The sequence below is a fragment of the Aquimarina intermedia genome, assembly GCF_008124785.1.
GTDB lineage: Bacteria > Bacteroidota > Bacteroidia > Flavobacteriales > Flavobacteriaceae > Aquimarina > Aquimarina intermedia.
In genome coordinates this window covers 71,435-96,451 of record NZ_VNHU01000011.1, presented here as the reverse complement: position 1 = coordinate 96,451, position 25,017 = coordinate 71,435, and the positions used below count along the sequence as shown (strand labels likewise).

The window sequence follows — 25,017 nt, the reverse complement described above, 5'->3', positions numbered from 1 at the left end:
GAGAACTAATTCATCACTAACAGCAGTAATACTTAAATTATTCCTTAAAACCTTTTGTACTGCTTTAAATTTAAAATCTTTGGAATGTTTGATTTATCTACTCATAAAATACCCCCAAATAGTGTCTAACTTTTTGGGGGCACTTCATTACGATGGCTTTTTTTAATTCTCAAATGTCTCGTCCTGACATAAGGTTACAAGAGAAAGCGCTATAACAAGATTCATTCTTTTGTTTTCTTCTGGTATTTATCAAACCACGCCAGCGTATGAGCAACTTTGGTAATTAATTGACTCGGTCTTTTCGCAATGCCATGGGATGCCCCGGGAATCTCAACCAACACTGTTTCTATCTTACGAAGCTTTAAGGCGTGATACAATTGTTTTGCTTCGGATGGGGGTGTACGCAAGTCATTCATACCAACCATAACCATCGTCGGTGTTTCAATATTGCCCACCAAAGATATGGGGGAGAATTTCCAATAAGTTTCCATATTTTCCCAAGGTTGCCCCGGATATCTGTAGTTAGCATAACCATAATAATTATCGGCTACCAATGTTTTACTAATCCAGTTCATAACAGGTTTTGCTACCACCGCAGCTTTAAACCGATTGTTTTTACCAATGATCCAAGCAGTCATGATACCACCGGCACTCCCACCGGTAACATAGAGTTCTTCTTTATCTGCAATACCGGTTTTAATCAAATAGTCAACACCGTCCATCACATCGTTATAATCTTCGCCGGGATAATTGTTATAAAGTAAATTCCCGAATTCCTCTCCGTAACTGGTACTTCCTCTCGGATTTGGATAAAAAACAAGATAACCTGCAGCAGCATAGAGTTGCAACTCAGCAGAAAAACGATCTCCGTAATTAAGAATAGGTCCTCCATGATTTTCTACCAGTAAAGGATATGCTTTAGTAGCATCATAATTGGGTGGTTTTATAAGCCATCCTTGAATTTTTCTTCCATCAATAGAGGAAGCGTACCACACTTCTTCGACTTTTCCCAAGGTGCGATGCGAAAGCCAATGATCATTGAGTCGAGTCAGTAACTTGGGTGTTTTTTGTTTTGGTTTTAATAAGGCTATATCCGCAGGGTATTCGGGACGTGTGTGTGTATAGATAATAGTACCTTTCTTTGATACACTGTACGATCCTCCCGCATAAGGACGTCCAATGGATGTTCCACCTAGGTTATTAGCGAGTTTAGTGACTTTTCCATCGAGATCGGTATATCCTATTTTGGAGTTACCTTGGTCATCATAAGTAAAGTACAATCCATTTCCTTTTGCATCCCATTGAAGGTTACTCAAATTTCTATCCAATGCAACCTGAATTACTTTTTTATCGGCTCCATCACTATTCATAAGGTACAATTGATTAAGTTGATACGCTTGTACTTTATCATCATAACCTAGATATGCAATTTTATTTCCATCTGGAGAGAAAACCGCAGCATAGTCGGGACCATTGCGATCTGTTAAGGTGGTTATTGTTCCTTCAGTAACGGATACTTTGTATAATTCGCTATTTCTAAAATCATGTTCCCAATCCTCATTTCTATTCGCTGAAAATAAAATATGTTTTCCGTCAGGGGACCATGATAAGCCACTTCTATGATTAAAATTTCCACCAGTAATTTGGCGCGGAGAACCACCTGAGGCAGGAATCACAAAAATATGAGAAAATCCGGGCTCCAAATGGCCACGACCATCAGCTTCATGTTTTAATTGATTGGTAATTCGTGGTTTTTCTGCCCACTTGGCACCTTTTGGTTTTTGGGGTAGTTTGGCCAGTACGACAGGTTTTTGTGGAACCAACATGGTAAAAGCGAGTTGCGTTCCATCAGAAGACCACGTTAACGATGTAGGTGAGCGTTCCAGTTGTGATATTCTGGCATATTGCCCTGTTTGTACCCAATACATAAAAATTTCAGCACCTTGATCGGTACTACTCACAAAAGCAATTCGATCGCCATTAGGGGACCATCTAGGCTGAGATTCACTCGCTTCTCTAGCGGTTAATTTGCGATGAGCAGTACCATCTGCTTGGAGTATCCAAAGGTTTCCAACGCTTTTATCATGCATAATATCAAAGCCTGTACGTCGATATACGATCTGATCTCCGTCAGGAGCAATTTGAGGATCAGAAGCATATTGAATTTTAAAGACATCCAGATCTTTAAAGGTGGTAAGCTTTTCTTGGGCTGTAAGAATAGTTAAGAGAGAGAACAGTGCTAAAGAGCAAAGTATTGCTTTTTTCATGACAGACTTCATTTTAAAACTCATAAAGATAAAAATAAATAGGTAATGGCCAGTTTATTTAGGTAGCATAAGTTTAAGTAAGATGCATTCGTTTTCTTATTTTATTATTCTGTTTTATAAAAAAAAATATGTGATCTGATTGAGACATTGATCAAATCCCCCGAAAACACAACGTCCCGCAATTTAGCGAAGGAGCCAGCGGGCGCGTTTGCCGAATCCCCCGAAAACACAAAAACCTGCCAAGTGGCAGGTTTGTAGTGGAGTCGAGAGTGGGTTAACTCGGTTGATCCCTAATGCTTCTAGTACTGCAAATGCAACTAGCTGTCCTTGCAGTCCAGGCGTCTAAAAACAATAAAACTCGATCAAGCAAGCTTGTCGAGTTTTTATGTTTTAATCCGCAAACTAGTTGCGCTTGATCGTGGAGTCGGAGGGATTCGAACCCTCGTCCAAACAAGTAATCAAATAGCTTTCTACACGCTTAGTTTCTGTTTAGGTTTTCGTCTGCTTGCCGGTCAAAAACCACCAACGCACAGCTTATTCTCAATTAATTTCAAAACCAAATCAAGACCCTTTGGTTTCTAGGTTTACTTTTACGATACTCAAAACCAAACGCCATAAACCAAGGCTTTTGAAGAGTATCCTGCTTGTCTACCTTGTAGACCGAGGCATTATCCTACTGAAATTCAGATTATGCAGCTAGGGCGTAGTTATTCTCGCCGTTTAAAAAAGATGAAATATGATATTTACGAGCTATATCCCAGCGCTCGACGTGCTTACCATCTCATTAGTCTCGCTGTCAAAACCAGTCGACCCCAATAAAATCTCTCTTTCACAGTAAAAAAGAGTTGGCAAAGATAGTCATAATTGTTATATCTTTAACCACACATTAAAATAATCAAAATACATACCAAACTATATGATTACATTCGGAATTATCAAAGAACGTAAAAGCCCGCCAGATCGTCGGGTAGTCTTTTCTCCGCAAGCTTTAGCTATGGCAAAAAAGCAGTTTCCAAATGCGCGATTTAAAGTTGAAAGTTCTGATATTCGTGTGTTCTCTGATCAGGAATATAGAGATGCAGGCTTTGAGGTAACACAAGATATTTCAGATTGTGATGTTTTACTAGGTGTCAAAGAAGTTCCGAAAGACGCATTATTGGCCAATAAAAAATATTTCTTCTTTTCGCACACCATAAAAAAACAGCCTTATAATCGCGAGTTGCTACTAACAATTCTTGAAAAGAACATTGAATTATTCGATCACGAAGTAATAACAGATCAACAAGGCATGCGATTAATTGGTTTTGGTCGCTATGCCGGGATTGTAGGCGCATATAATGCCATGCGCACTTGGGGTCTTAAGTTTGGTGACTTTACACTGCCCAAAGCAAATGAATTAGAGGATCAATCCGCCTTAATTAATACACTTTCTCAAATCACCTTGCCCGCGATCAAAATCGTACTCACCGGAAAAGGAAAGGTGGGTAACGGAGCAAAAGAGATGTTGGATGCCATGCAGTTATGCGAAGTTTCGGTACATGAATTTTTAAATGAATCATTCGATGAGCCCGTATATGTGCAACTCGATGTAGAAGATTATGTGAAGACGAATGATGATCAGCCAATAGCTGATAAATCACACTTTTACAAAAATCCTGAGGAGTATAAAAATGATTTTTTAAGATTTACCGAAGTGAGTGATCTTTTTATTGCAGGTCATTTTTATGGAGAAGGTGCCCCTGTCTTTTATTCTAAAGAGGATATAGCTTCAAACAGTTTTAAAATCAAAGTAGTTGCAGATATATCATGCGATATTGATGGACCTATTGCAACCACAATTCGATCTTCGACAATAGCAGATCCGGTTTTTGGATTTGACCCGCAGAGTGGTAAAGAAATAGATTTTAAAGATCCTAATGCGATTGCAGTAATGGCTGTAGATAATCTGCCTTGTGAATTGCCAAAGGATGCGAGCGAAGGTTTTGGCCAAATGTTTTTGGATCATGTGCTGCCAGCATTTTTTGAGGCTGATGCTGATGGTATATTAGAAAGGGCTCGAATGACACAGCAGGGCAAATTAACGAAACGATACAGCTATTTAAAGGAGTATGTAGATGAAGCAAAGGCTTCGTAAACTCGAGATAAGCAATTATTTATTATAGAAAACACTACAATGACCACACAACACCTTGTTGATCAAATACACAAAAAGAAATCCTTTCTCTGTATTGGCTTAGATGTGGATTTAGATAAAATTCCGAAGCATTTATTAGCTACAGAAGATCCTATTTTTGAATTTAATAAAGCGATTATTGATGCTACTCACCACTTGGCAGTAGCCTACAAACCCAATACTGCTTTTTACGAAGCGTACGGGTTGAAGGGATGGCAATCGCTTCAAAAAACGATCATGTATTTAAACGAACAACATCCTAATATATTTACCATTGCAGATGCAAAACGCGGAGATATAGGAAATACCAGTACTATGTATGCCAAAGCATTTTTTGAAGATTTGGCGTTTGATTCGGTTACGGTAGCACCTTATATGGGTAAAGATTCGGTAGAGCCTTTCTTAAATTTTAAAGATAAGCACACCATCATGTTGGCGCTAACATCCAATCAGGGGGCATTTAATTTTCAAACCAAAACTGTTGAGGGTGTTGAATTGTATAAGAAGGTGCTTGAAACCTCAAAAACATGGAAGAATGCCGAAAATTTGATGTATGTAGTTGGTGCAACAAAAGCGGAGTTTTTGAGTGATATCAGAAAAATAATTCCGGATAGTTTTTTGTTGGTTCCGGGGGTAGGCGCTCAAGGCGGAAGTTTACAAGAAGTTTGTGAGTATGGAATGAATGATCAGATAGGACTTTTGATTAACTCTTCTCGCGGAATTTTATATGCCTCAAAAGGAGAGGATTTTGCTGAAGCTGCAAAAGTACAAGCTGAATTGCTTCAATCTGAAATGATGTCTATACTCTTAAAAAAAACAGGAGCTTAGTTTTTTAAGCTCCTGTTTTGGTTGTTTAATTAACGTCGATTCGCTCGAAAAACGTATTTTATATACCCTATTAATCCATAGATAATAAAAAATACGAAGAACGCGAGTAAACCGTACGGTACCCAATTAAGTAACATTGCATTCATAGCCCCAAGATTTAAATTAATAAGTAAGAATATACAAATATTTGTAGGAATTTTAAAATTTAAGGTGTTAAAAATTAGATATTTAACATTTAAATTGGGTGGTTTGTAAATCGAAGTATATGAAAACGTTTGTTGATCAAATAGGGCGTGAGGTCAGTATAAAGAGTGAAACTCCGACAATTGTTTCCTTAGTACCTTCTCAAACCGAGTTACTTATTGATTTAGGTTTAGAAGATCAATTGGAAGGGGTGACCAAATTTTGTGTGCATCCTGAAGGACTAAAACAAGAAAAAGAAATTGTTGGCGGAACTAAAAAAGTACATTTTGATAAGATTCGCGCGTTAAATCCGGGAATAATTCTTTGTAATAAAGAAGAGAATACTAAAATAATGGTCGAAGCTCTGGAAAAGGAATATCCTGTACATGTTTCAGATATAACTACGTTGGCATCTGCCTTAGCGCTGATTAAGCAATACGGAGCTATCTTTCAAAAGGAAAAAGAAGCTTTAGTAATTATAAATAAAATAGTGCAAGAACAGACGGATTTTAAAGCTTTTGTTCAGCATGTACCTTATAAGAATGTTCTTTACTTTATTTGGAAAAATCCGTGGATGATTGCGGGGCCTTCTACTTTTATCACAACCTTATTAGAAGAAAATAATTTTAAGAACTGCTACAACGGAACCGAGCGCTATCCGGTCGTTGACTTAGCTACAAGTAATAACTATCAGAATGTTGATTTAATTTTACTTTCTTCAGAACCGTTTCCTTTTAATGATGCGCATAAGGAGGAGTTACAACAAATATTTCCTACGGCCACCATTCTATTGGTAGACGGAGAATATTTTTCATGGTATGGTTCCCGACTTCAATATGCTTTTAATTACTTTAGATTTTTACAAGAATCAATCAAACAAAGCCTTAAACAACTCTAAGGGATGTGTTAATACCTTTGTCAAAAATAAAATTACCTAGTACCTTGCTTTAGAATAGAATTTTATGATCCACTATAATACCTATTGCCATCCTGTTAGTAAAAAATGGGTAACCTTTGTCCACGGTGCTGGAGGAAGTTCTTCGATATGGTTTAAGCAACTACGAGCTTTTAGAAAACATTTTAATATCTTATTATTAGATTTGAGAGGTCATGGTAATTCTGCCCCGGTATTCAAGGATTCTTTTAATGATAAATATACCTTTGATGTAATTACTAATGACATTATTGAAGTTATTGATAAAGAAGGGATTAAATCCTCACATTTTGTCGGAATATCACTGGGGACTATACTAATTCGCAACTTGGCTGAAAGACATCCTGAGCGTGTGGATAGTATGATTATGGGTGGAGCAATTCTAAAATTAAATTTCAGGTCTCAGGTTCTTATGAAATTGGGCATTGTATTTAAATCGGTAGTACCCTATCTTATTTTGTATAAGTTTTTTGCGTTTATCATCATGCCTCGTAAAAATCACAAGCAATCCCGAATCCTTTTTGTAAATGAAGCTAAGAAACTCTACCAAAAAGAATTTATACGCTGGTTTAAACTAACTTCAGAGATCAATCCTTTGTTGCGTTTTTTTAGAGCTAAAGATATTGCGATACCGACTATGTATGTAATGGGAGACCAGGATTATCTTTTCTTACCGGCGGTTAGAAAGGTAGTTAATGCTCATAAAAAATCTTTTCTGACCATTGTTGCACAATCAGGTCATGTAGTAAATGTTGAGCAGTCTGATATTTTTAATCAAACATCGGTGAATTTTATACAATCATTTTAAGCAGATCTTTTACGCGAAGATGTGTTCAGATTTTCGACAGTTTCTAAACGTTTAATTTCTATTAAAAGTGCGCAAGCTTCTGTATTAATTTGATCGCTTTTATCTTTATCTTTCAATGCAATCAAATATGAATTTTTCATTAACCTACAATACTTACTCCTAAGCCGTTGTAGTCTGTTTTTATTTTTTAGCCAAGTAAACATTCTCCCTATTTTCTTTATTACAAAGCTATTCTATCTGATGTAAGAATTTTCACAAAATACAGTTAACAATATATAAAAGAAACACAAAAGTTTGCATTTGAAGGGTAATTCATATGATTTCGTCTATGGCTTAGGCACTTTTATTAATCCTGAAGCGCAAAAACTCTTTTTAACAAATCTGTTGTACGTGCTTGTATAGAGGTTCTAATTTGTTTTTCCTCGACTGCAATCATTTTATAAACTCCGTTTAATGCTTGATTAGTGACATAATCGGTAAGGTTAGGGTTCACATTTGTAGTAAAGGGAACCGCATTATACCTTGAAATGATAGAAGCCCAAACCTTATCTGCGCCAACCTTGGATAAAGAGGAGTTAATAACGGGACTAAATTTTTGATAAAGAGAAGATGTTGTTCTTCTTTCCAGATAATTAGTAGCTGCATTATCAGACCCTGTTAAAATTTGTCGTGCATCTGCAAAGGTTATTTGTTTTACAGCGTTAACAAATATAGGGGTGGCTTCTTTTACGGCATCTTCAGCAGCGCGGTTTAAAACCTTAAGACCTTCATCTGCAAGTTTACTCAGTCCAATATCTCGTAATGTTTTATCAACTTTTTGTAACTCAGTAGGAAGCACAATCTTTACTAACTGATTTTTGTAAAACCCATCAGGTTTTGTCAGTTTACTAACCTGCTTATCTATCCCTTTATCCAATGCCTGTCGTAATCCATTAGCGATATCAAAATCACTCACTCCGATAGTTCCCGCTTGGGGTAAATTGTTTACAACCTGTTGCAGTTCAGCACAGCTGGTAGATAGTAATAGTAAAGCAAAAAAGTAGGGTTTCATAGTATAGATTTAATATGGTTATCTTAGCATTATGAGATCAAATTTACTGCTTTTCTTGATAGGGTCATTACTTTGTTGCTGCAAAAAAGATGCGTCCAGCGATCCTGACTTTGGTAAAGAATTACCATTGCAGTATATGGTTGTACTAGGCATAGCCAAAGATGGAGGCTATCCTCATATAAATAAAGATGGAGGCTATCCTCATATAAATAATGTAAAAGAATATCAAGCACTTAAAAATAATTTAATTAATAAAGAGCTTGTTGTTTCTTTAGGTATCGTAGATCAGGATGCAGAAAAGAAATTTTTGATCGAGGCGACACCTGATATGCCCGAACAGTTAGCTATCCTTTCAGCATATTATCCGGACAATCCACGTATCATTGATGGCGTTTTTTTGACGCATGCGCATATAGGTCATTATACAGGATTAATGTATTTTGGAAGAGAAGCAATGGGAGCAAAAAACATTCCTGTGTATGTAATGCCTAAGATGCAAGGGTTTTTGGAGAACAACGGACCTTGGTCGCAGCTTGTTGATGTAAAGAACATTCAGTTATTTCCACTAGCGTATGAGAGGACTCAGGAGCTCACACCAGCATTGAAAATTACTCCTTTTAGGGTTCCGCATCGGGATGAGTTTTCTGAAACTGTGGGGTATATAATTGAGGGTACACGCAAAACAGCTCTTTTTATACCGGATATCAATAAATGGTCGCAATGGTCAAAATCCATACTAGAGCAAGTCAAGATGGTAGACTATGCTATAATTGATGCTACTTTTTATAAAGATGGAGAAATTCCAAGACCCATGTCTGAAGTCCCTCATCCTTTTATAGAAGAAACTTTAGCCATTTTTAAAGATGCTACCAGCGCGGTGAAGTCAAAAATTTATTTTATCCATTTTAATCATAGTAATCCTATGCTCAATGCAGAGCATACTGCACGAAAGAAGCTGGAAGCTGAAGGATATAATTTTACCTCTACTAATCAGATTTTACCACTTTAATCAGGAAAATAGTATCAGGTTTTATGTCAAAGATTAAACTCCTTTATTAATCGGATCGTTGTGTTGTATCGGTTTTATTCTTTCAAATACGATTTGCTTTTATAAGACTGATAAAATAACTGTTATATTATTCTGTAAAAAAGGGCGATATAGGTGCGAATTTCTTAAATTTGAAGCTTCAAATCAAGTATTTATTATCGATGGAACAAATAGCACCTTATAAGCCTAAAAATAAAGTAAGAATCGTTACCGCAGCATCACTCTTTGACGGTCACGATGCCGCGATCAATATTATGCGTCGTATTATCCAGTCAACAGGAGTTGAGGTGATTCACCTTGGACATGATCGTAGCGTAGAAGAAGTTGTAAATTGTGCAATTCAAGAGGATGCAAATGCTATAGCGATGACATCCTATCAAGGAGGACATAATGAATATTTCAAATACATGTATGATCTGCTCAAAGAAAAAGGGGCGACACATATTAAAATCTTTGGTGGAGGAGGAGGTGTGATATTACCAGAAGAAATCAAAGAATTGATGGATTATGGTATAACACGCATATATTCTCCGGATGATGGAAGATCATTAGGTCTTCAGGGTATGATAAATGATTTGGTGCAACAGTCAGATTTTCCTATTGGAAACAGGCTTAATGGAGAAGCTAATCATTTAGCAGAAAAGAAAGCCGGTGCCATTGCGCGCGTAATTTCTGCTGCAGAGAATTTTCCCGAAATCGCTAAAGATACGCTGGAGCAAATACATGCTAAAAATAAAACATCCAAAACTCCGGTCCTTGGTATTACAGGTACTGGTGGTGCCGGTAAATCATCACTGGTTGATGAATTAGTAAGACGTTTTCTTATCGATTTTAAGGATAAAACCATCGGAATCATTTCTGTAGATCCCTCTAAACGAAAGACTGGAGGAGCTTTATTAGGTGATAGGATCAGAATGAATGCGATTAATTCTCCCAGAGTGTATATGCGTTCGTTGGCGACTAGACAATCAAACTTAGCTTTATCAAAATATGTAGCTGAAGCTATTGAGGTGCTTAAAGCGGCAGAATACGATATCATTATTTTGGAAACATCCGGAATCGGACAGTCAGATACCGAAATTTTAGAACATAGCGACACTTCTTTATATGTGATGACGCCGGAGTTTGGAGCAGCAACGCAGTTAGAAAAAATTGATATGCTGGATTTTGCGGATTTGGTAGCAATTAATAAATTCGATAAAAGAGGATCACTGGATGCATTACGGGATGTAAAAAAACAATACATGCGTAACCATAATCTATGGGATACACCTCAAGATGACCTGCCGGTGTATGGTACTATTGCTTCTCAGTTTAATGATCCTGGAATGAATACCTTATACAAAGCAATCATGGATAAGGTTGTGGAGAAAACAAATGCTGATCTTAAGTCTGACTTTCATATTTCTGAAGAAATGTCAGAAAAGATTTTTGTTATTCCACCAAGTAGAACCCGCTATTTATCAGAAATTTCTGAAAGCAACCGTTCTTACGATAATACGGTGGATACTCAGGTGAGTGTGGCACAACGATTGTACGGAATCTATCAAACAATTTTATCGGTTGTTGATGTAGAAATTTCAAAAGATGCATTGCTAACCAAAGCAGGGATTGATCAGGAAATTGTACTCAAGCACAGTACCGACGATACACGTCCTTTTTTAAACTTATTATTTGATCAGTTTGAAAAGGTTAAATTAAACCTTGATCCTTATAATTGGGAAATCCTTATCAATTGGGATAAAAAGGTTCAAAAATATAAGGATCCAATCTATTCATTTAAGGTTCGGGACAAAGAAATAAAGATTGAAACGCATACAGAATCATTATCGCATACACAAATACCTAAGGTAGCGCTTCCCAAATATGAGGCATGGGGTGATGTTTTGAGATGGTGTTTGCAAGAAAATGTACCTGGTGAGTTTCCTTATGCATCAGGTTTGTATCCCTTTAAACGTACGGGAGAGGATCCAACACGTATGTTTGCGGGCGAAGGTGGACCGGAGCGTACCAATCGCAGATTTCATTATGTGAGTTTGGGGATGCCGGCAAAAAGATTATCTACAGCTTTTGACTCGGTGACACTTTATGGTAACGACCCTGATAAACGTCCTGATATTTATGGTAAAATAGGTAATGCGGGGGTTTCTATTTGTTGTTTGGATGATGCAAAAAAGCTATATTCAGGATTTGATTTATCCCATGCGATGACATCGGTAAGTATGACAATTAACGGTCCCGCACCAATGCTTCTTGGTTTCTTTATGAACGCTGCGATTGATCAAAATTGTGAGAAGTATATTAAAGAAAATGGATTAAAGGCTGAAGTTGAAGCTAAGATTTCAAAAATTTATAAGGATAAAGGTGTTGATCGACCACAATACCAAGGACCATTACCGGAAGGTAATGACGGACTTGGATTGATGTTGCTAGGTGTTACAGGAGATCAAGTATTGCCTGCAGAGGTTTATAAGGAGATCAAAGAAAAAACGCTCAATGTTGTAAGAGGAACTGTTCAGGCAGATATCCTAAAAGAAGATCAGGCACAAAATACGTGTATTTTCTCTACCGAATTTGCATTACGCCTCATGGGAGATGTACAAGAATATTTTATTGAAAAGCAAGTGCGTAACTTCTATTCTGTATCTATTTCAGGGTATCATATTGCCGAAGCGGGCGCAAATCCAATTACTCAATTGGCTCTAACACTGGCCAATGGTTTTACCTATGTGGAGTATTACCTGAGTCGTGGAATGGATATTAATAAATTCGGACCTAACTTATCATTCTTTTTCTCTAATGGTATTGATCCCGAATATGCAGTAATCGGTCGTGTGGCACGTAAAATCTGGGCGAAAGCACTAAAGAATAAATACGGAGCCAACTCCAGAGCGCAGATGTTGAAGTACCATATTCAGACTTCTGGTCGTTCGCTGCATGCACAAGAGATTGACTTCAACGACATCCGTACAACCTTACAAGCCTTGTATGCTATTTATGATAATTGTAACTCATTGCATACAAACGCATATGATGAAGCGATTACTACACCAACTGAGGAATCGGTGCGTCGTGCTATGGCAATTCAGCTGATCATTAATAAGGAACTAGGCTTAACTAAAAATGAAAATCCAATTCAAGGTTCATTCATCATAGAAGAACTTACAGATTTGGTTGAAGAAGCTGTGTTGACTGAATTTGATCGTATAACGGAGCGAGGTGGTGTATTAGGAGCTATGGAGACAATGTACCAACGTAGCAAGATACAAGAGGAAAGTTTGTACTATGAAACATTAAAGCATAATGGTGAATTTCCTATTATTGGAGTCAACACCTTTTTAAGTTCAAAAGGTTCACCAACTGTTACACCGGGAGAAGTTATTCGTGCTACAGAGGATGAAAAGCAATATCAAATAACAATTCTCAAGAATTTACACACGGCTAAGGAATCTTATGCAAAAGAAGCTTTGGATAAGGTGCAATATGCAGCTATTCATAATCAGAATATTTTTGAAGTATTGATGGAGGCTACCAAAGTTTGTTCCCTAGGTCAAATTACAGCAGCTTTATTCGAAGTAGGAGGACAGTACCGTAGAAATATGTAATACAAAACATCATTATATAAATTATTTAAAGCCTTGTATACTTTTTGTAAACAAGGCTTTATCTTTTTGTCTTTTGTGAATATGCTATTTAAAAATTATAAAGTTGTCATCCAATTACGCTGTAGTCGACGAAATTTCTTAATCTCCTTGCGTAGTAAGATTATAAAATCCCGACCATTGCTGCTACTTTTCTCTAAGCGCTCACATGCAAAGGTCAAGCGTTGAATGAGTTTTGAAAGAGCATTGGCTGACTTTACACGATCTTCTTGAAAAGGTTGATTCTCTGCTTTTAAAATTTCAGGATACAGTCCGTTAGAGTGTTTAATAATATCACCTGTATAATAAACGTGTGGATTTTCACTGCCGTCACTCTCAAGAGCAACGAAGTCCGGAGTCAAATAGAGAGCTATCTGACGCGACAAGTGTAAAATATCGTGCGCTTGTTTGTAAAGCTTAGTATGTGATGATAAATTCCTCATAGATTACTATCTATAAAAATACAAGATCTAAAAGAGCGATAGCTTTCGAAATTAAAGTAAATTGTTTATTTTGCCTTATTAACTAAAATTTTTAAAGTAAATACTTAAAAAACATAATGGATAGCGTAAACTGGAAGATATTAAAACTTTTACAGACTAATGCACGCATTAGTAATGCTGAAATAGGAAGAGCGATAGGACTGAGCTCTCCAGCAGTTGCAGAGCGAATTAAGAGGATGGAAGACGAGGATATCATCAAAGGATATGGAGCCAAAATTTCCTATTTTAAAGTAGGGTATCAACTAAAAGCTATTATTACTTTAAAAGCGTTTATGGGGAGGTTGCAACCTTTTTTGATTAAGGTAAAGGAGTTTGACGAAGTATTAAGCTGTTATCGTATCACCGGTAATGAAAATATTATTATGGAAGTGGTTCTCAAAGATCAAATGCACTTACAAGAGTTTATTGACAGTTTGATTACCTATGGAGAAGCAAAGACTCATATCATATTAAGTAGCTTAATTGAAAATAATCCAATCAATAAGCGTCTTTAAATAATATAAGGGTGTAAAATAAAGACTAAAACTACTAGTATTTTGTGTTTTTATGCTTTTATCAATATCGCTTAGTTTACTATAAATGTTAATAAAAACGGTATTTCGTCGATTAATAGTGTTCTTTAACGTACTTTTTTTAAAATTTTTAAAATTTTATTTCAAAATGTAAGATTTATTTTCTTATCTTTAGGTAATACAAAATTAAAAAGGTATTCAGTATAGATTAGAATATTTTATTGTGTGACGACATGACTAACGTATTTTAATTTAGCTAAATATCAGGATCAAGTTATATGTGAGGACATTGGTAAGAAGACCCCGAATCTAACGACTGAAGAGAGTATATAATTTGCCCTAAACTAGAAACAAAGCGCTCATTTGAGCGCTTTTTCTATGATTAATTTATTGTGAAATTTTAACGTGCATACTGTTAACGTTAAGATTTTCAGGTTAATATTGTATTAATTTGCACTTTGTTGTAACAGGTGAATCTATTTTTTTTGATTTTTGAAGAAAACATAACTCATGAAAAAGTATTCGATTCATTTTCTAATTGCGTCTATAATTACGGGCGTCCTAGGTTTTGGCGGATTTAGTTTTACAGGTATAGAAATCTTCAGAATTCTCTTTATAGTTGCAATTGATTTTCTGATAATCTCTTTATTAGCTAAAGCACTATTTTATAAAAGTAGTAACCGAGTCAACGGTGCTACTATAGACTAATTGTTCGATTTAACCGTACACACTTCAGTGCTATATTTTTTTATGGAAATTTGTATACTAAATAATAAAAGCAGAGCGACGAGTGTTAAGAATGCCATGGTTATCCAGGTGATTGTATAGCCGAAATTTTCGATCAGTCGCATTCCTGAATTGTGTCCCAAAATGTGTGCAATCGAAAAAGACATAGAATACAGTCCCATGTACGCTCCTTGTTTTCCTAATTTTGAACGCTCCAAAGCAAAAGCATTACCAAAAGGAAATGAAATCATTTCACCTAAGGTAGCTACTATCATTCCTATAACTAATACACCTGCCCACGGACTTATAAGCATTAGCAAAAAGCTGATTCCAGTGAGTGCAGATCCTATAATTACATGATTCAATTTTGAAATAGATGTTTTTTCCAGGTAAGCAATTAAAGGCATTTCCAAAACAAAAATCATTGCTCCATTCAGCGCTAACAGTAACCCTATTTTTTCTTCACTTAGTTTATGGATCTCCTTGTAATACAAAGGTACAGTAGAGAAATACTGGACAAAAATAAAACCAAAAATTGCCAGAGCGATTAAAAAAACTACGTATACCCAGTCCAGATGTGCCGGGAGCGGATTTTGAACTACAATTTCTTTATCCACTTCTTTAGTTTTCTTTGGGTTTAACGTATAAATCATTAGAAATCCTGCCAGAATGCAAGTGATACCGTCAATCCAAAATAGTCCAAAATAGCCAATACTGGCTATTATGATTCCACCAACAGCAGGTCCCATAGAAAAACCAAGGTTAATCGCTAATCTAATCAAGGTTAGCGATCGTGTTTTGTTTTCTGGTTTACTATAAGCACTTAATGCGATAAAAAACGCCGGACGTGCGGTATCGGCAATAAGTATGAGAATGAAAAATCCAGCACAGATACTCCAGAAGCTATGTAAATATTGAATAATAATAAAACTAATTCCGGTTAAAAAGAGGGAGCCTAAAATCACCTTAAAATACCCGATGATTTCGCTGAGTTTTCCACCTAACCAAGCTCCTGCAAATGATCCCAGTCCATAACTAGTCATTATCCAGCCTACTTGTGATAAACTAAAATTCAAATCATCGGTAAGGTACAACGACAAAAATGGGATGACCATAGCGCCCGAACGATTGATTAATGTAATGAGCGCGAGCCACCAAATTTCGCGAGAAAGCCCGGAGAAAGATTGAATATAATTTCTAAATAGTTTTTGCAAGATTAGATACTTTAGAATCGAATAAAAAAGGAATAAAATTAGTACAAAAAATATAATTTTTGATAATATTAACTCGTTATCTTTGAATGGTTTGTACTTTTGCAAAAAATTGAAAGGAAGTGAGAAGAATTATTTTGATTAGTATGGTATTTGTTTCAGTAATAGCGTCAGCGCAAGACTCTGTTAATATAAAACGAATCATATATTTTCAGAATGATTTGAACAAGAAATTTATTTCAGAAGAGACCAGTCCTTTGCTTGAAAAGGATTTATCTACTTTTGAGTCTTTAGATTTTTTTGAGATAAACACTGCGATGTGCATTAAGGCAAAATTTGTACGCACGCCTTATGAAACACCGTTTATAATGAAGACAAGTACAGAAAGTGAATCTGTATATGTTAAATTCGGGGAAGCGCATTTTCAAATAAATAAGACGCCTTATATACTTAATATCTATCAAAATCAAGAATTAAAAACGCAACCAGAATTTGAAGACTATCTATTCTTACCGTTTACAGATTTGTCCAATGGAATAACAACATACTTTGGAGGCAGATATATTGACCTCAAAATTCCGGAAGGAAATTCAATACTGATAGATTTTAATACCGCCTACAATCCAAATTGTGCCTACAATGAGCGGTATTCCTGTCCTTTACCACCAAAAGAAAATCATCTTGACTTAGAGATACTGGCTGGAGTTAAAATAAACGAGAAGCACCCGGTAGATAATTAAGAATAGGAACCTACAGGGTGCTACTTGTAGAATTAAAATTTATAGATTGCCGCGATCAAAAAAGAGCTGAGTGTGCTAGATGTTGTATAATTGCTATCAATGAATGTGTCTTCAGAATGATCTATGCGTAGTTCAGGTTTTAGTGCCAGATTTCCTATAAAATAGTTTCCGGTCAAAGTAATTGCGATAACCTCTCCATCACCATCATTGTCAAAAGCAATAGGGGAACTTATAGGAGTTCCTGTCACTTCTTCAAAAGTTACGAGATCATAGTTATACTGAGAAAAGTACTCTCCCCTGATTCCTATAGCAAAGCGATCGCTGGTGCTGTATTGAGAGTACAATGCTATACCATAAAAGCCACTGGATTCATCACTGGCGTCAGTTCCTCTGGTTAGATATGTGGCGTTAAGTCCTGCGTATAATCGGTTGGTAAAGTCAAAACCTGTCGTCCAGTCTACTTGAAAAGTAGGTTCTACAGTTTGTGGTGCACCTTCATTTCCATATCTAAAATTTAAATAAGAGGAATACTTGCCGAGACTATACCCAAGCTGTCCTCCCAAAATATAGGTATCAAATGGGTTACTTTCTGTAAAATCTGTAGGATTTAATACTGCCAACATCAGAGACCATGAGGTGTTAAGTTTAAAATCTGCTTTTATTCCTGTGTGAGAAAAAGGTCCGTAAGAAAACATATACGAGGTTGAGTAATTGAAATTATCTTTGGGAGAGATCACCTCATACCCCAAAAACGTATTAAAGTTTCCTAAAGTGAATTTGATAGAATTGTTAAGGTTCCAATAGACATACAGCTGATTAATTACTTGGGAACCATCTTCTGATAAGAAAACAGCTTCTTCACCTCTGGGACCAATAACCAAGTCGGCAACGACTCCTGTATTTTTGTAGATGTATTCTAAGTTTAAATTAAGCATGCCGAGAGCAAATCCATTCCTGTTTGCAAATGCTGTTCCCGAGACAACATATGAATCTTCAATTTGACGATTGGGGGAGTCAATACCATATCTGTAATAGGTGTCAATACTACCAGAATACGAAAAATTAGAGGCGTCGGTTAGATCGGGTGTGGTGACAGCCTCTTGCGCAGTTATTTTTACTGCAAGAAAAAAAAGAATAGCGTATGGGAATATTCCTGTTTTAATTGAAAAAGACGATGCTAAGTTTTTGGTCATAATAAGTTAATTTTAAGGTTAATTGACTTTAAAATTAAGTTTTTACAACAATAACCCTATTTAATAATGGGTGTAGCATGTAATTTTTATTAAAATATAGATAAACACCCTATTTTTATAAGGGTATAATATTTAAAATATCGAAATTTGATAAAATGAAATCGATTGTGTGCCTGCTCATAACAAAAAAGCATAGTAATTGTCCGATCTGGGTAGTTGATATTGAAACAAACACCAAGTATGTATGGTAATTTTTTTAGAATTCAAAACTTTGATGAAGTGTGTTATTTTGTTAGATATATGCCAATAAAAACGGCAGCTATTGCTAATACGATAGAGGTTGTGGTGTATAGTGCAAATGATAGAAAATCACCATTCTTAAGGAAATGTTGATTTTCGTAAGCGAACGTAGAAAATGTAGTAAATCCTCCGCAAAATCCTGTTGCTAATAATAAAGTAAGAGATGTATTTAATTCGCTGGTTTTTATTAGAACTCCTAGAATTACCCCAATACATAAACTTCCTCCTATATTTACTGCGAGCGTTCCTAGTGGAAAATCTAAGGAAGTGTTGTTGAGGAGTTTACTGATCCAGTAGCGTAAGATACTACCAACACCACCTCCAACAAAAATTAATAAAATATTTTTCATCAATGATATAAAAAAAGCAGCAATATTTATTTTGAAATATTGCTGCTTTAGAATTTATTTTACAGGAATATATATTTCTGTTATCCACTCTGCGGGATTTGGCTGTAGCTCCGGGTCAATTTTATATACTTCAAACGCCGGGCTTGGAGCGGTCTCCAAACTATTCTCGGCAATATACGCACGTCCTGCGTCCCAAGCCTCTTTCAGGTTGGTATAATCTCCGGTTAACGTTACTTTTACTGCTTTTTGACGCGGTAAGAAATCACATAGAATAGCGCTTTCTTTTGGAGTCACTACTTTGTCTCTGGTAGGTATTGCTGTAGAGAAAATTGCAGTTCCTTGTTCTTCGTTATATTCATTATATAAGGTAAAAGGCATACCAGTTTGTGGGAGATTGTTTTGTCTCATATATGCTTTTACAGCAGGTAACATCTGTGACATTTTTTGCGGAATTGCCGCTATGGAGGATGCAGTAGCATTGTACATATAGAAACCACCACCATGCTCAGTGATGCCATCAACGTTTACAGCGTACACCTTCATCTGTTTTTTCAAGTATTCATCGAGATTTTCCAATCCTTCGCGATACATAGGACGAAGCGTCGAAGAAACGGTGCTGTCCTGGGTGGCCCAAAAGGCTTTTTCCATAAAGGATTGTTCACCTTTCATTCCCCAGGTAACCTTGGTTTTATTTCCGGTAATTTTTTCAAATTTCCAATACACATCACTGGTACTTTCGCCCATGGGTGTTACAAACGTTATCGATTGATCAATACTTGTAAAAGGAGCTGTTTTAATTGTTTTCATGCTTCCATCTCCCTGAGACTCACTTTTCCAACTATAGGATGCGCCTTCGCCACTGGTTTGATCCGGATAACTCATAATAAAATCGTCAGAATTGTCCATCCATGGACCCCAATTCTCCCAAGTTTTATATTCGTTTATAGTGCTAAAGATAAGCTCATCCGGAGCTTCGATGACTTTGCTTTCTTCCACATGAAAGTCTCCATCAATTGTTGCGATATAAATCACACCACCAATGATAACAAGCAAAAGAAGGAAAAATAAATATTTAATAATCTTCATGATAGTTAGTTTATGTTGTTTAATCAGCTAATATAAGCAATTTTGAATTTGTAAGTTTTTACCTATCCTAAGAGTTTTTACTGTAGATTCCTTTTATGAATTTTATGATGTTATACTTATATATTTAGCTATTTTAGGCAATGTTTTATTTCCTTACATTTGCTGGAAACAATTTAAAATTTATATGAAACTTAGTAAATTTATAATTTTATTAGCATTTATTGGATTAGCAATATCATGTAAGAATGATTCAAAAGAGGTTAATAATTCGGAAAAAACAAATGAAACTGTATCAGAGGACAAATTCAATTATGTTGTAGAGCAGTTTGCAGATCTTAAAATTCTAAGATACCAGATTCCGGGATGGGAAAATCTTAGTTTGAAGGAGCAGAAATTAGTGTATTACTTAACTCAAGCAGGATTAAGTGGTAGAGATATCATGTGGGATCAGAACTACCGTCATAATCTTACGATTAGAAAAGCGCTTGAAAATGTGTACACTACCTATGAAGGAGACAAAAGCACTGTGTCGTGGAATGCCTTTAAGACATACTTAAAGCGAGTTTGGTTTTCTAATGGTATTCATCACCATTACAGTAATGATAAGATCAAGCCAGAATTCGACAGAGATTATTTGAGTACGCTCTTGGCAGCGACAAAAACTGAATTGCCAAAAGCAGCTTATGAAGTTATCTTCAATGATGAAGACAAGAAAAAAGTTAACCAAGCCAAAGGTGTTGATAATGTAGCAGCCTCTGCAGTTAACTTTTATGGGCCAAAGGTAACTAACGATGACGTGATTAATTTTTATGCTAAGAAGAAATCACCTAATCCAAGTAAGCCTTTATCCTTTGGTTTAAATTCACAATTAGTCAAAGAAAATGGTGTTTTAAAGGAGCGTGTATATAAATCTGGAGGATTATACGGCGAAGCAATTGATGAAATTATCAAATGGTTGGAAAAAGCACAGACAGTAGCAGAAAATAAAGCGCAGGGAGATGCTATTGGCTTGCTGATACAATATTACAAAACAGGAGATTTACAAACCTGGGATGATTATAATGTTGCATGGACAGCAGCTACCGAAGGAAATATTGACTATATCAATAGTTTTATTGAAGTGTATAATGATCCTTTAGGGTATCGTGGATCTTATGAAACCATTGTTCAAATCAAAGATTTTGATATGAGTGAAAAAATGGCAGTTTTGTCAGAAAATGCACAATGGTTCGAAGATAACGCTCCTTTGATGGAAGCACATAAAAAAGATAGTGTTGTTGGTGTAACATACAAGGTAGTGACGGTTGCTGGTGAAGCTGGAGATGCGTCTCCAAGTACGCCTATCGGAGTGAATTTACCAAATGCTAACTGGATTCGCGCAGCAGTGGGTTCTAAATCAGTTTCTTTAGGAAATATTATAAATGCATATAATAATGCAGGGAGCACAGGAAGACTTAAAGAGTTTGTACATGATGAGGAAGAGTATGTGTTAGAAGAGCAATACGGTCAGGTAGCAGATAAGTTACATACAGCCTTACATGAAGTGATTGGTCATGCCTCCGGACAATTAAATCCGGGTATTGGGGAGACTAAAGAGACCTTAAAGAATTATGCTTCTACGATGGAAGAAGGAAGAGCAGATTTAGTTGGCTTATACTATTTAATGGATCCTAAATTACAAGAACTAGGTCTGGTTGATGATTGGGAAAAAGTTGGTAAAGCAGCTTATGACGGTTATATCAGAAATGGATTAATGACGCAATTGATACGCCTCAATGTAGGAGATGATGTTGAAGAAGCACATATGCGTAACCGACAGTGGGTGAGTGCCTGGGCTTTTGAAAAAGGAGAAAAAGAAGGAGTGATTGAAAAAGTTACACGTGATGGAAAAACGTATTTTGATATTAAAGATTATGCGAAACTTCGATCTATTTTTGGTGAATTACTTAAAGAAACTCAACGCATAAAATCTGAAGGAGATTACACTGCTGCTGAAGCGTTGGTTGAAGGTTACGGGGTAAAAGTTGATCAGGAAATTCACAAAGAAGTGCTGCAAAGAAATGAGCAATTTCAATCTGCACCATACAGTGGATTCGTAAATCCGGTATTAGTTCCAGAGACCAATGATGCGGGAGAAATCACAGCGATTAAAGTAACCCAGCCCGATAATTTTGTCTCTCAAATGATAGACTACAGTAAACAATATAATTTTTTACCAGAAGTTAATTAACTACTTCTCATACAGTATGATTAAAAGGATGTTGTTTTGCAGCATCCTTTTTTAATTTTTAAGATAGACCTTTAGTGCAAACAGAATAGCAATAAAGCAGACAAAGCCGATCAGGATATAAAGACTGCCTTTATAGTATTTGCGATGCAATCTAATGTCTTTTCGATACGCAAAAATCATGATAACGATAAAAGCAATTACAAAACATACTGCAAATAGCAATTGACCCGAACTAAACATATTTTTCTATTTTTACGCAAAGATAAAACTTACGATTTAGTTTCAGTTTAAAATAGGGAACACTTCGTTAAAAGATTAAAGTATATGAAAAATAAAATAGCTGCTGTTCAGACCTTTCACACTGCATTTAAAATTGGATATCGAGAACAACCCAAAGCAAATTTAGGTCATGCAAAAAATCGATTGCGTTTTGAATTGATGAAAGAAGAAAACGAAGAATATCTGGAAGCTGCGCAAAATGATGATCTCGTAGAAGTTGCTGATGCCTTGGGTGATATGCTTTATATTTTATGCGGTACCATTATTGAGCACGGTATGCAACATAAAATTGAAGAAGTTTTTGATGAAATCCAGCGAAGTAATATGAGCAAATTAGGAGAGGACGGACATCCGATCTATAGAGAAGATGGTAAGGTGCTCAAAGGACCCAATTATTTTAAACCTAATCTACAACAGATTATGGATAAGTAGTATAATCAATAAAAAAATCCGTCGCAGCATAGTTTACGACGGATTTTTTTATTAAAAAGTATCATTACAATTTAACCCTCCATCCGTAAGGATCTTCAGTCAAGTTATATTGAATGTCCATTAATGCTTTTTTGAGATGTGAAGCAAATGCTTTTTCTGGTCGTTTGATTTCGTAATGATTGCCTTTATAGCCAAAAGCTTTAATCGGACTAATTACCGCCGCTGTTCCTGCACCAAACATTTCTTTTAAACCGCCATCTTCTGCGGCCTTGACAATTTCGTTAACCTTGATGGGTCGTACTTCGGTTGCTATTCCTTCTTTTTCAGCAATTTCCAGTAAACTTTTACGTGTGATTCCGTCCAAGATGCGATCACTAATCGGTGCTGTTAAAAGCGTATCGTTAATTCTAAAGAAAATATTCATAGTACCTGCTTCTTCCATATACTCGTGCGTATCGGCATCGGTCCAGATTACTTGTTGATAGCCTTCTTTTTTGGCTAAATTTGTAGGGTAAAATTGTGCCGCATAATTTCCTGCTGCTTTTGCATATCCCACGCCACCATTAGCAGAACGACTATATTTCTCAGCAATAAGCACGCTTACATCTCCTACATAATATGCTTGAGCGGGTGAGCAAATGATCATGAATTTATATTCATTAGCCTCTGCAGCAGATACACAAGCTTGCGTAGCTATTACAAATGGACGAATATAAAGTGAATTTCCGGCTCCTGACTTAATCCACTTCTCATCAATCTTTAGTAATTGCTTAAGCCCTTCCATAAAATATTGTTCAGGAAAAGAAGGTATTGCTAAACGATTAGCTGATATATTAATCCTGTTAAAATTATCTTTCGGTCTAAATAAAAACACATCTCCCTTGTCATCTTTAAATGCTTTCATACCTTCAAAAACAGCTTGTCCATAATGAAAAACACGTGCAGATGGATCTATAGTCAACGGACCATAGGGTTTGATTTGAGGAGTTTGCCAGACACCATCCTTAAAATCGCACTCAAACATGTGATCTGTAAATGTTTTACCAAAACTAAGATTGTCAAAATCAACTTTATCTAACTTAGATGTTGTTATTGGTGTAATCTTAATTGAGTCTGTAATTGTATTTTCCATCAATTTAATTTTAAGGGTATAGAAAATAGAATATATGTTACCTACTTTTGTAGAGATCAGTAAACTGAAAATGTCCTTTAGCTATACATGTGATTGAGAACAAAAATACCGATTTTAAATAAATTGAGAATTTTTAAAATGCTTATTTTTAACAATTCACAAAATTATAATGAATTATGAAAAAAATGTATGTTTTTATTTCGTTTCTATCATTCGTATTAGGGTGTACATCCTTCCAAAAGGATAGCCAATCCGGCAAGGTTCAAGAATTAGATAAAGAAATGTATACCTCTTTTGGAGCTTCTTTGAACGATGCGACTATTTTGACAGCGTCAGACTTACATGATGTGTATAACGATATGGTAGTAGGAGATACTATACAGCTCACACTTTCAAGTACCGTAAATTCAGTTTGTAAATCAAAAGGATGTTGGATGAAAGTGAACGTGAATGATTCAACCGAAGCAAGAGTGACTTTTAAAGATTACGGATTTTTTATGCCAAAGGATATAGAAAACGACACGATTATAGCACAAGGTAAAGCTTTTATAGCAGTTTCCTCTGTTGAGGATCAGAAGCATTTTGCAGAAGATGCCGGGAAATCAGAAGAAGAAATTTCGCAAATTACGCAACCTGAAAGGACCTATTCTTTCATTGCAGACGGTGTATTGCTGAAGAATTAAGGGAATATACTTTGAAAAGAAAGATAGTTAAAACCGCCGATGGATCTACAACCATTCAACTTATTGATTGGGATGAGCAGTATCACTCGCTACACGGAGCGGTTAACGAGGCATATCACGTATTTATTCAAACAGGTTTACACTACTACTTAGATAAAAACAAGGTTGGGACACTTAGTATTCTGGAAATCGGTTTTGGAACAGGACTCAACGCCTTTATAACAGCTTTAGAAGCAAAAAAATGCAGCATTGAGATACAGTATACAGGGGTCGAGGCATATCCGGTGCAATTGAATGAAGCTCTTGCTATGAACTATGTTGCACAAATTGATGGGGCTGCCGAGTGCTTATTTTCAGATTTGCATACAACGTCATGGGAAGAAAGGCATAAAATCTCAGATCATTTGACACTTTTAAAAAGAAAAATATTCTTCTCTGAAATTGCTAGTAACAATGAATTTGATATTATCTATTTTGATGCTTTTGGGGCGCGGGTACAACCTGAGTTATGGACAGTAGAGATTTTTAAAAAAATGTTTAATGCCTTAAGAAGTAATGGTATATTGGTAACATATTCAGCAAAAGGGAGTGTACGCAGGGCGATGCAGGAAGTTGGCTTTATAGTAGAGCGCCTTCCCGGACCTCCCGGTAAAAGAGAGATGTTGCGCGCTACTAAACGATGATATATTAACATCATTTATTTTTGG

22 protein-coding genes and 1 other RNA gene are annotated in these 25,017 nt (G+C 36.0%); 13 read left to right on the top strand and 10 right to left on the bottom strand.

The window, feature by feature from the left end; translation table 11 throughout:
- Nucleotides 1-221: 221 nt before the first annotated feature.
- Both BD809_RS14145 and ssrA read right to left on the bottom strand, forming a co-directional pair.
- Complete coding sequence (locus tag BD809_RS14145; protein ID WP_148783630.1) at nt 222-2,267, bottom strand: alpha/beta hydrolase family protein; 2,046 nt, start codon at nt 2,265-2,267, stop codon at nt 222-224.
- Between the two features lie 416 nt (nt 2,268-2,683).
- Nucleotides 2,684-3,081: a transfer-messenger RNA gene (gene ssrA / locus BD809_RS14140) on the bottom strand.
- A gap of 105 nt (nt 3,082-3,186) precedes the next feature.
- Between ssrA and BD809_RS14135 the strand changes: the two genes are divergently transcribed.
- The 4 genes from BD809_RS14135 to BD809_RS14120 all read left to right on the top strand — a co-directional run bounded on the left by BD809_RS14135 (nt 3,187) and on the right by BD809_RS14120 (nt 7,193).
- Nucleotides 3,187-4,401 carry an NAD(P)-dependent oxidoreductase gene (locus tag BD809_RS14135; protein WP_148783636.1) on the top strand — a complete coding sequence of 405 codons (1,215 nt, stop codon included), beginning with the start codon at nt 3,187-3,189 and terminating at the stop codon, nt 4,399-4,401.
- Nucleotides 4,402-4,440: 39 nt separating this feature from the next.
- The gene (pyrF, locus tag BD809_RS14130) at nt 4,441-5,268 is read left to right on the top strand and encodes an orotidine-5'-phosphate decarboxylase (RefSeq protein ID WP_148783629.1); all 828 of its coding nucleotides are present in this window, start codon (nt 4,441-4,443) and stop codon (nt 5,266-5,268) included.
- A 265-nt stretch (nt 5,269-5,533) separates the two neighbouring features.
- Nucleotides 5,534-6,349, top strand: coding sequence for an ABC transporter substrate-binding protein (locus BD809_RS14125; protein ID WP_148783628.1), 816 nt, complete (start codon nt 5,534-5,536; stop codon nt 6,347-6,349).
- A 64-nt stretch (nt 6,350-6,413) separates the two neighbouring features.
- Complete coding sequence (locus tag BD809_RS14120) at nt 6,414-7,193, top strand: alpha/beta fold hydrolase (protein WP_148783627.1); 780 nt, start codon at nt 6,414-6,416, stop codon at nt 7,191-7,193.
- Here the strand turns inward: BD809_RS14120 and BD809_RS14115 are convergent.
- Nucleotides 7,190-7,396: a Lacal_2735 family protein gene (locus tag BD809_RS14115; RefSeq protein ID WP_148783626.1), complete on the bottom strand. Its 207-nt coding sequence runs from the start codon at nt 7,394-7,396 to the stop codon at nt 7,190-7,192. The two genes, BD809_RS14120 and BD809_RS14115, sit on opposite strands and share 4 nt — an antisense overlap.
- 143 nt (nt 7,397-7,539) lie before the next feature.
- Nucleotides 7,540-8,244, bottom strand: a complete 705-nt coding sequence (locus BD809_RS14110; RefSeq protein WP_148783625.1) for a DUF4197 domain-containing protein — start codon at nt 8,242-8,244, stop codon at nt 7,540-7,542.
- Between the two features lie 31 nt (nt 8,245-8,275).
- Here BD809_RS14110 and BD809_RS14105 point away from each other — a divergent pair, with 31 nt between their 5' ends.
- The gene (locus tag BD809_RS14105) at nt 8,276-9,253 is read left to right on the top strand and encodes an MBL fold metallo-hydrolase (protein WP_148783624.1); all 978 of its coding nucleotides are present in this window, start codon (nt 8,276-8,278) and stop codon (nt 9,251-9,253) included.
- A 200-nt stretch (nt 9,254-9,453) separates the two neighbouring features.
- Nucleotides 9,454-12,897, top strand: coding sequence for a methylmalonyl-CoA mutase family protein (locus tag BD809_RS14100; RefSeq protein WP_148783623.1), 3,444 nt, complete (start codon nt 9,454-9,456; stop codon nt 12,895-12,897).
- Between the two features lie 95 nt (nt 12,898-12,992).
- On the opposite strand, the gene BD809_RS14095 is transcribed toward BD809_RS14100, so the two are convergent.
- Entirely contained in the window at nt 12,993-13,376 is a 384-nt protein-coding gene (locus BD809_RS14095; RefSeq protein WP_148783622.1) for a hypothetical protein, read from the bottom strand.
- A 116-nt stretch (nt 13,377-13,492) separates the two neighbouring features.
- Here BD809_RS14095 and BD809_RS14090 point away from each other — a divergent pair, with 116 nt between their 5' ends.
- Both BD809_RS14090 and BD809_RS14085 read left to right on the top strand, forming a co-directional pair.
- Nucleotides 13,493-13,930, top strand: coding sequence for an Lrp/AsnC family transcriptional regulator (locus BD809_RS14090; protein WP_148783621.1), 438 nt, complete (start codon nt 13,493-13,495; stop codon nt 13,928-13,930).
- Between the two features lie 528 nt (nt 13,931-14,458).
- Entirely contained in the window at nt 14,459-14,656 is a 198-nt protein-coding gene (locus BD809_RS14085; protein WP_148783620.1) for a DUF1328 domain-containing protein, read from the top strand.
- Here the strand turns inward: BD809_RS14085 and BD809_RS14080 are convergent.
- Nucleotides 14,653-15,888, bottom strand: coding sequence for an MDR family MFS transporter (locus BD809_RS14080; RefSeq protein ID WP_148783619.1), 1,236 nt, complete (start codon nt 15,886-15,888; stop codon nt 14,653-14,655). The two genes, BD809_RS14085 and BD809_RS14080, sit on opposite strands and share 4 nt — an antisense overlap.
- 119 nt (nt 15,889-16,007) lie before the next feature.
- Here BD809_RS14080 and BD809_RS14075 point away from each other — a divergent pair, with 119 nt between their 5' ends.
- Nucleotides 16,008-16,625, top strand: coding sequence for a DUF1684 domain-containing protein (locus tag BD809_RS14075; protein ID WP_246131544.1), 618 nt, complete (start codon nt 16,008-16,010; stop codon nt 16,623-16,625).
- A 32-nt stretch (nt 16,626-16,657) separates the two neighbouring features.
- Here the strand turns inward: BD809_RS14075 and BD809_RS14070 are convergent, their stop codons facing one another.
- The 3 genes from BD809_RS14070 to BD809_RS14060 all read right to left on the bottom strand — a co-directional run bounded on the left by BD809_RS14070 (nt 16,658) and on the right by BD809_RS14060 (nt 19,554).
- A complete protein-coding gene (locus BD809_RS14070; RefSeq protein WP_148783618.1) occupies nt 16,658-17,818 on the bottom strand; it encodes an outer membrane beta-barrel protein in 1,161 nt (386 codons plus the stop codon).
- A 284-nt stretch (nt 17,819-18,102) separates the two neighbouring features.
- Entirely contained in the window at nt 18,103-18,468 is a 366-nt protein-coding gene (gene crcB, locus BD809_RS14065) for a fluoride efflux transporter CrcB (protein ID WP_148783617.1), read from the bottom strand.
- Nucleotides 18,469-18,522: 54 nt separating this feature from the next.
- The gene (locus BD809_RS14060; RefSeq protein WP_148783616.1) at nt 18,523-19,554 is read right to left on the bottom strand and encodes an SRPBCC family protein; all 1,032 of its coding nucleotides are present in this window, start codon (nt 19,552-19,554) and stop codon (nt 18,523-18,525) included.
- Between the two features lie 184 nt (nt 19,555-19,738).
- On the opposite strand from BD809_RS14060, the gene BD809_RS14055 reads away from it, so the two are divergent.
- Together BD809_RS14055 and BD809_RS14045 are read left to right on the top strand one after the other, a co-directional pair.
- Nucleotides 19,739-21,784, top strand: a complete 2,046-nt coding sequence (locus tag BD809_RS14055) for a dipeptidyl-peptidase 3 family protein (protein WP_148783615.1) — start codon at nt 19,739-19,741, stop codon at nt 21,782-21,784.
- 324 nt (nt 21,785-22,108) lie between these two features.
- The gene (locus BD809_RS14045) at nt 22,109-22,495 is read left to right on the top strand and encodes a pyrophosphohydrolase domain-containing protein (RefSeq protein WP_148783613.1); all 387 of its coding nucleotides are present in this window, start codon (nt 22,109-22,111) and stop codon (nt 22,493-22,495) included.
- 64 nt (nt 22,496-22,559) lie between these two features.
- Here the strand turns inward: BD809_RS14045 and BD809_RS14040 are convergent, their stop codons facing one another.
- Nucleotides 22,560-23,627 carry a branched-chain amino acid aminotransferase gene (locus BD809_RS14040; RefSeq protein WP_148783612.1) on the bottom strand — a complete coding sequence of 356 codons (1,068 nt, stop codon included), beginning with the start codon at nt 23,625-23,627 and terminating at the stop codon, nt 22,560-22,562.
- A gap of 176 nt (nt 23,628-23,803) precedes the next feature.
- On the opposite strand from BD809_RS14040, the gene BD809_RS14035 reads away from it, so the two are divergent.
- Both BD809_RS14035 and mnmD read left to right on the top strand, forming a co-directional pair.
- The gene (locus BD809_RS14035; protein WP_246131543.1) at nt 23,804-24,310 is read left to right on the top strand and encodes a DUF4920 domain-containing protein; all 507 of its coding nucleotides are present in this window, start codon (nt 23,804-23,806) and stop codon (nt 24,308-24,310) included.
- An 11-nt stretch (nt 24,311-24,321) separates the two neighbouring features.
- Nucleotides 24,322-24,993 carry a tRNA (5-methylaminomethyl-2-thiouridine)(34)-methyltransferase MnmD gene (mnmD, locus tag BD809_RS14030; RefSeq protein WP_148783611.1) on the top strand — a complete coding sequence of 224 codons (672 nt, stop codon included), beginning with the start codon at nt 24,322-24,324 and terminating at the stop codon, nt 24,991-24,993.
- The last annotated feature ends 24 nt before the right edge of the window (nt 24,994-25,017 follow it).

What these genes read in the sequence shown, in the direction of transcription:
- BD809_RS14145 (WP_148783630.1), bottom strand. Translation starts at nt 2,267, where the DNA reads ATGAAAAAAGCAATACTTTGCTCTTTAGCACTGTTCTCTCTCTTAACT.
- pyrF (WP_148783629.1), top strand. Translation starts at nt 4,441, where the DNA reads ATGACCACACAACACCTTGTTGATCAAATACACAAAAAGAAATCCTTT.
- BD809_RS14125 (WP_148783628.1), top strand. Translation starts at nt 5,534, where the DNA reads ATGAAAACGTTTGTTGATCAAATAGGGCGTGAGGTCAGTATAAAGAGT.
- BD809_RS14120 (WP_148783627.1), top strand. Translation starts at nt 6,414, where the DNA reads ATGATCCACTATAATACCTATTGCCATCCTGTTAGTAAAAAATGGGTA.
- BD809_RS14115 (WP_148783626.1), bottom strand. Translation starts at nt 7,396, where the DNA reads ATGTTTACTTGGCTAAAAAATAAAAACAGACTACAACGGCTTAGGAGT.
- BD809_RS14110 (WP_148783625.1), bottom strand. Translation starts at nt 8,244, where the DNA reads ATGAAACCCTACTTTTTTGCTTTACTATTACTATCTACCAGCTGTGCT.
- BD809_RS14105 (WP_148783624.1), top strand. Translation starts at nt 8,276, where the DNA reads ATGAGATCAAATTTACTGCTTTTCTTGATAGGGTCATTACTTTGTTGC.
- BD809_RS14100 (WP_148783623.1), top strand. Translation starts at nt 9,454, where the DNA reads ATGGAACAAATAGCACCTTATAAGCCTAAAAATAAAGTAAGAATCGTT.
- BD809_RS14095 (WP_148783622.1), bottom strand. Translation starts at nt 13,376, where the DNA reads ATGAGGAATTTATCATCACATACTAAGCTTTACAAACAAGCGCACGAT.
- BD809_RS14090 (WP_148783621.1), top strand. Translation starts at nt 13,493, where the DNA reads ATGGATAGCGTAAACTGGAAGATATTAAAACTTTTACAGACTAATGCA.
- BD809_RS14085 (WP_148783620.1), top strand. Translation starts at nt 14,459, where the DNA reads ATGAAAAAGTATTCGATTCATTTTCTAATTGCGTCTATAATTACGGGC.
- BD809_RS14070 (WP_148783618.1), bottom strand. Translation starts at nt 17,818, where the DNA reads ATGACCAAAAACTTAGCATCGTCTTTTTCAATTAAAACAGGAATATTC.
- crcB (WP_148783617.1), bottom strand. Translation starts at nt 18,468, where the DNA reads ATGAAAAATATTTTATTAATTTTTGTTGGAGGTGGTGTTGGTAGTATC.
- BD809_RS14060 (WP_148783616.1), bottom strand. Translation starts at nt 19,554, where the DNA reads ATGAAGATTATTAAATATTTATTTTTCCTTCTTTTGCTTGTTATCATT.
- BD809_RS14055 (WP_148783615.1), top strand. Translation starts at nt 19,739, where the DNA reads ATGAAACTTAGTAAATTTATAATTTTATTAGCATTTATTGGATTAGCA.
- BD809_RS14045 (WP_148783613.1), top strand. Translation starts at nt 22,109, where the DNA reads ATGAAAAATAAAATAGCTGCTGTTCAGACCTTTCACACTGCATTTAAA.
- BD809_RS14040 (WP_148783612.1), bottom strand. Translation starts at nt 23,627, where the DNA reads ATGGAAAATACAATTACAGACTCAATTAAGATTACACCAATAACAACA.
- BD809_RS14035 (WP_246131543.1), top strand. Translation starts at nt 23,804, where the DNA reads ATGAAAAAAATGTATGTTTTTATTTCGTTTCTATCATTCGTATTAGGG.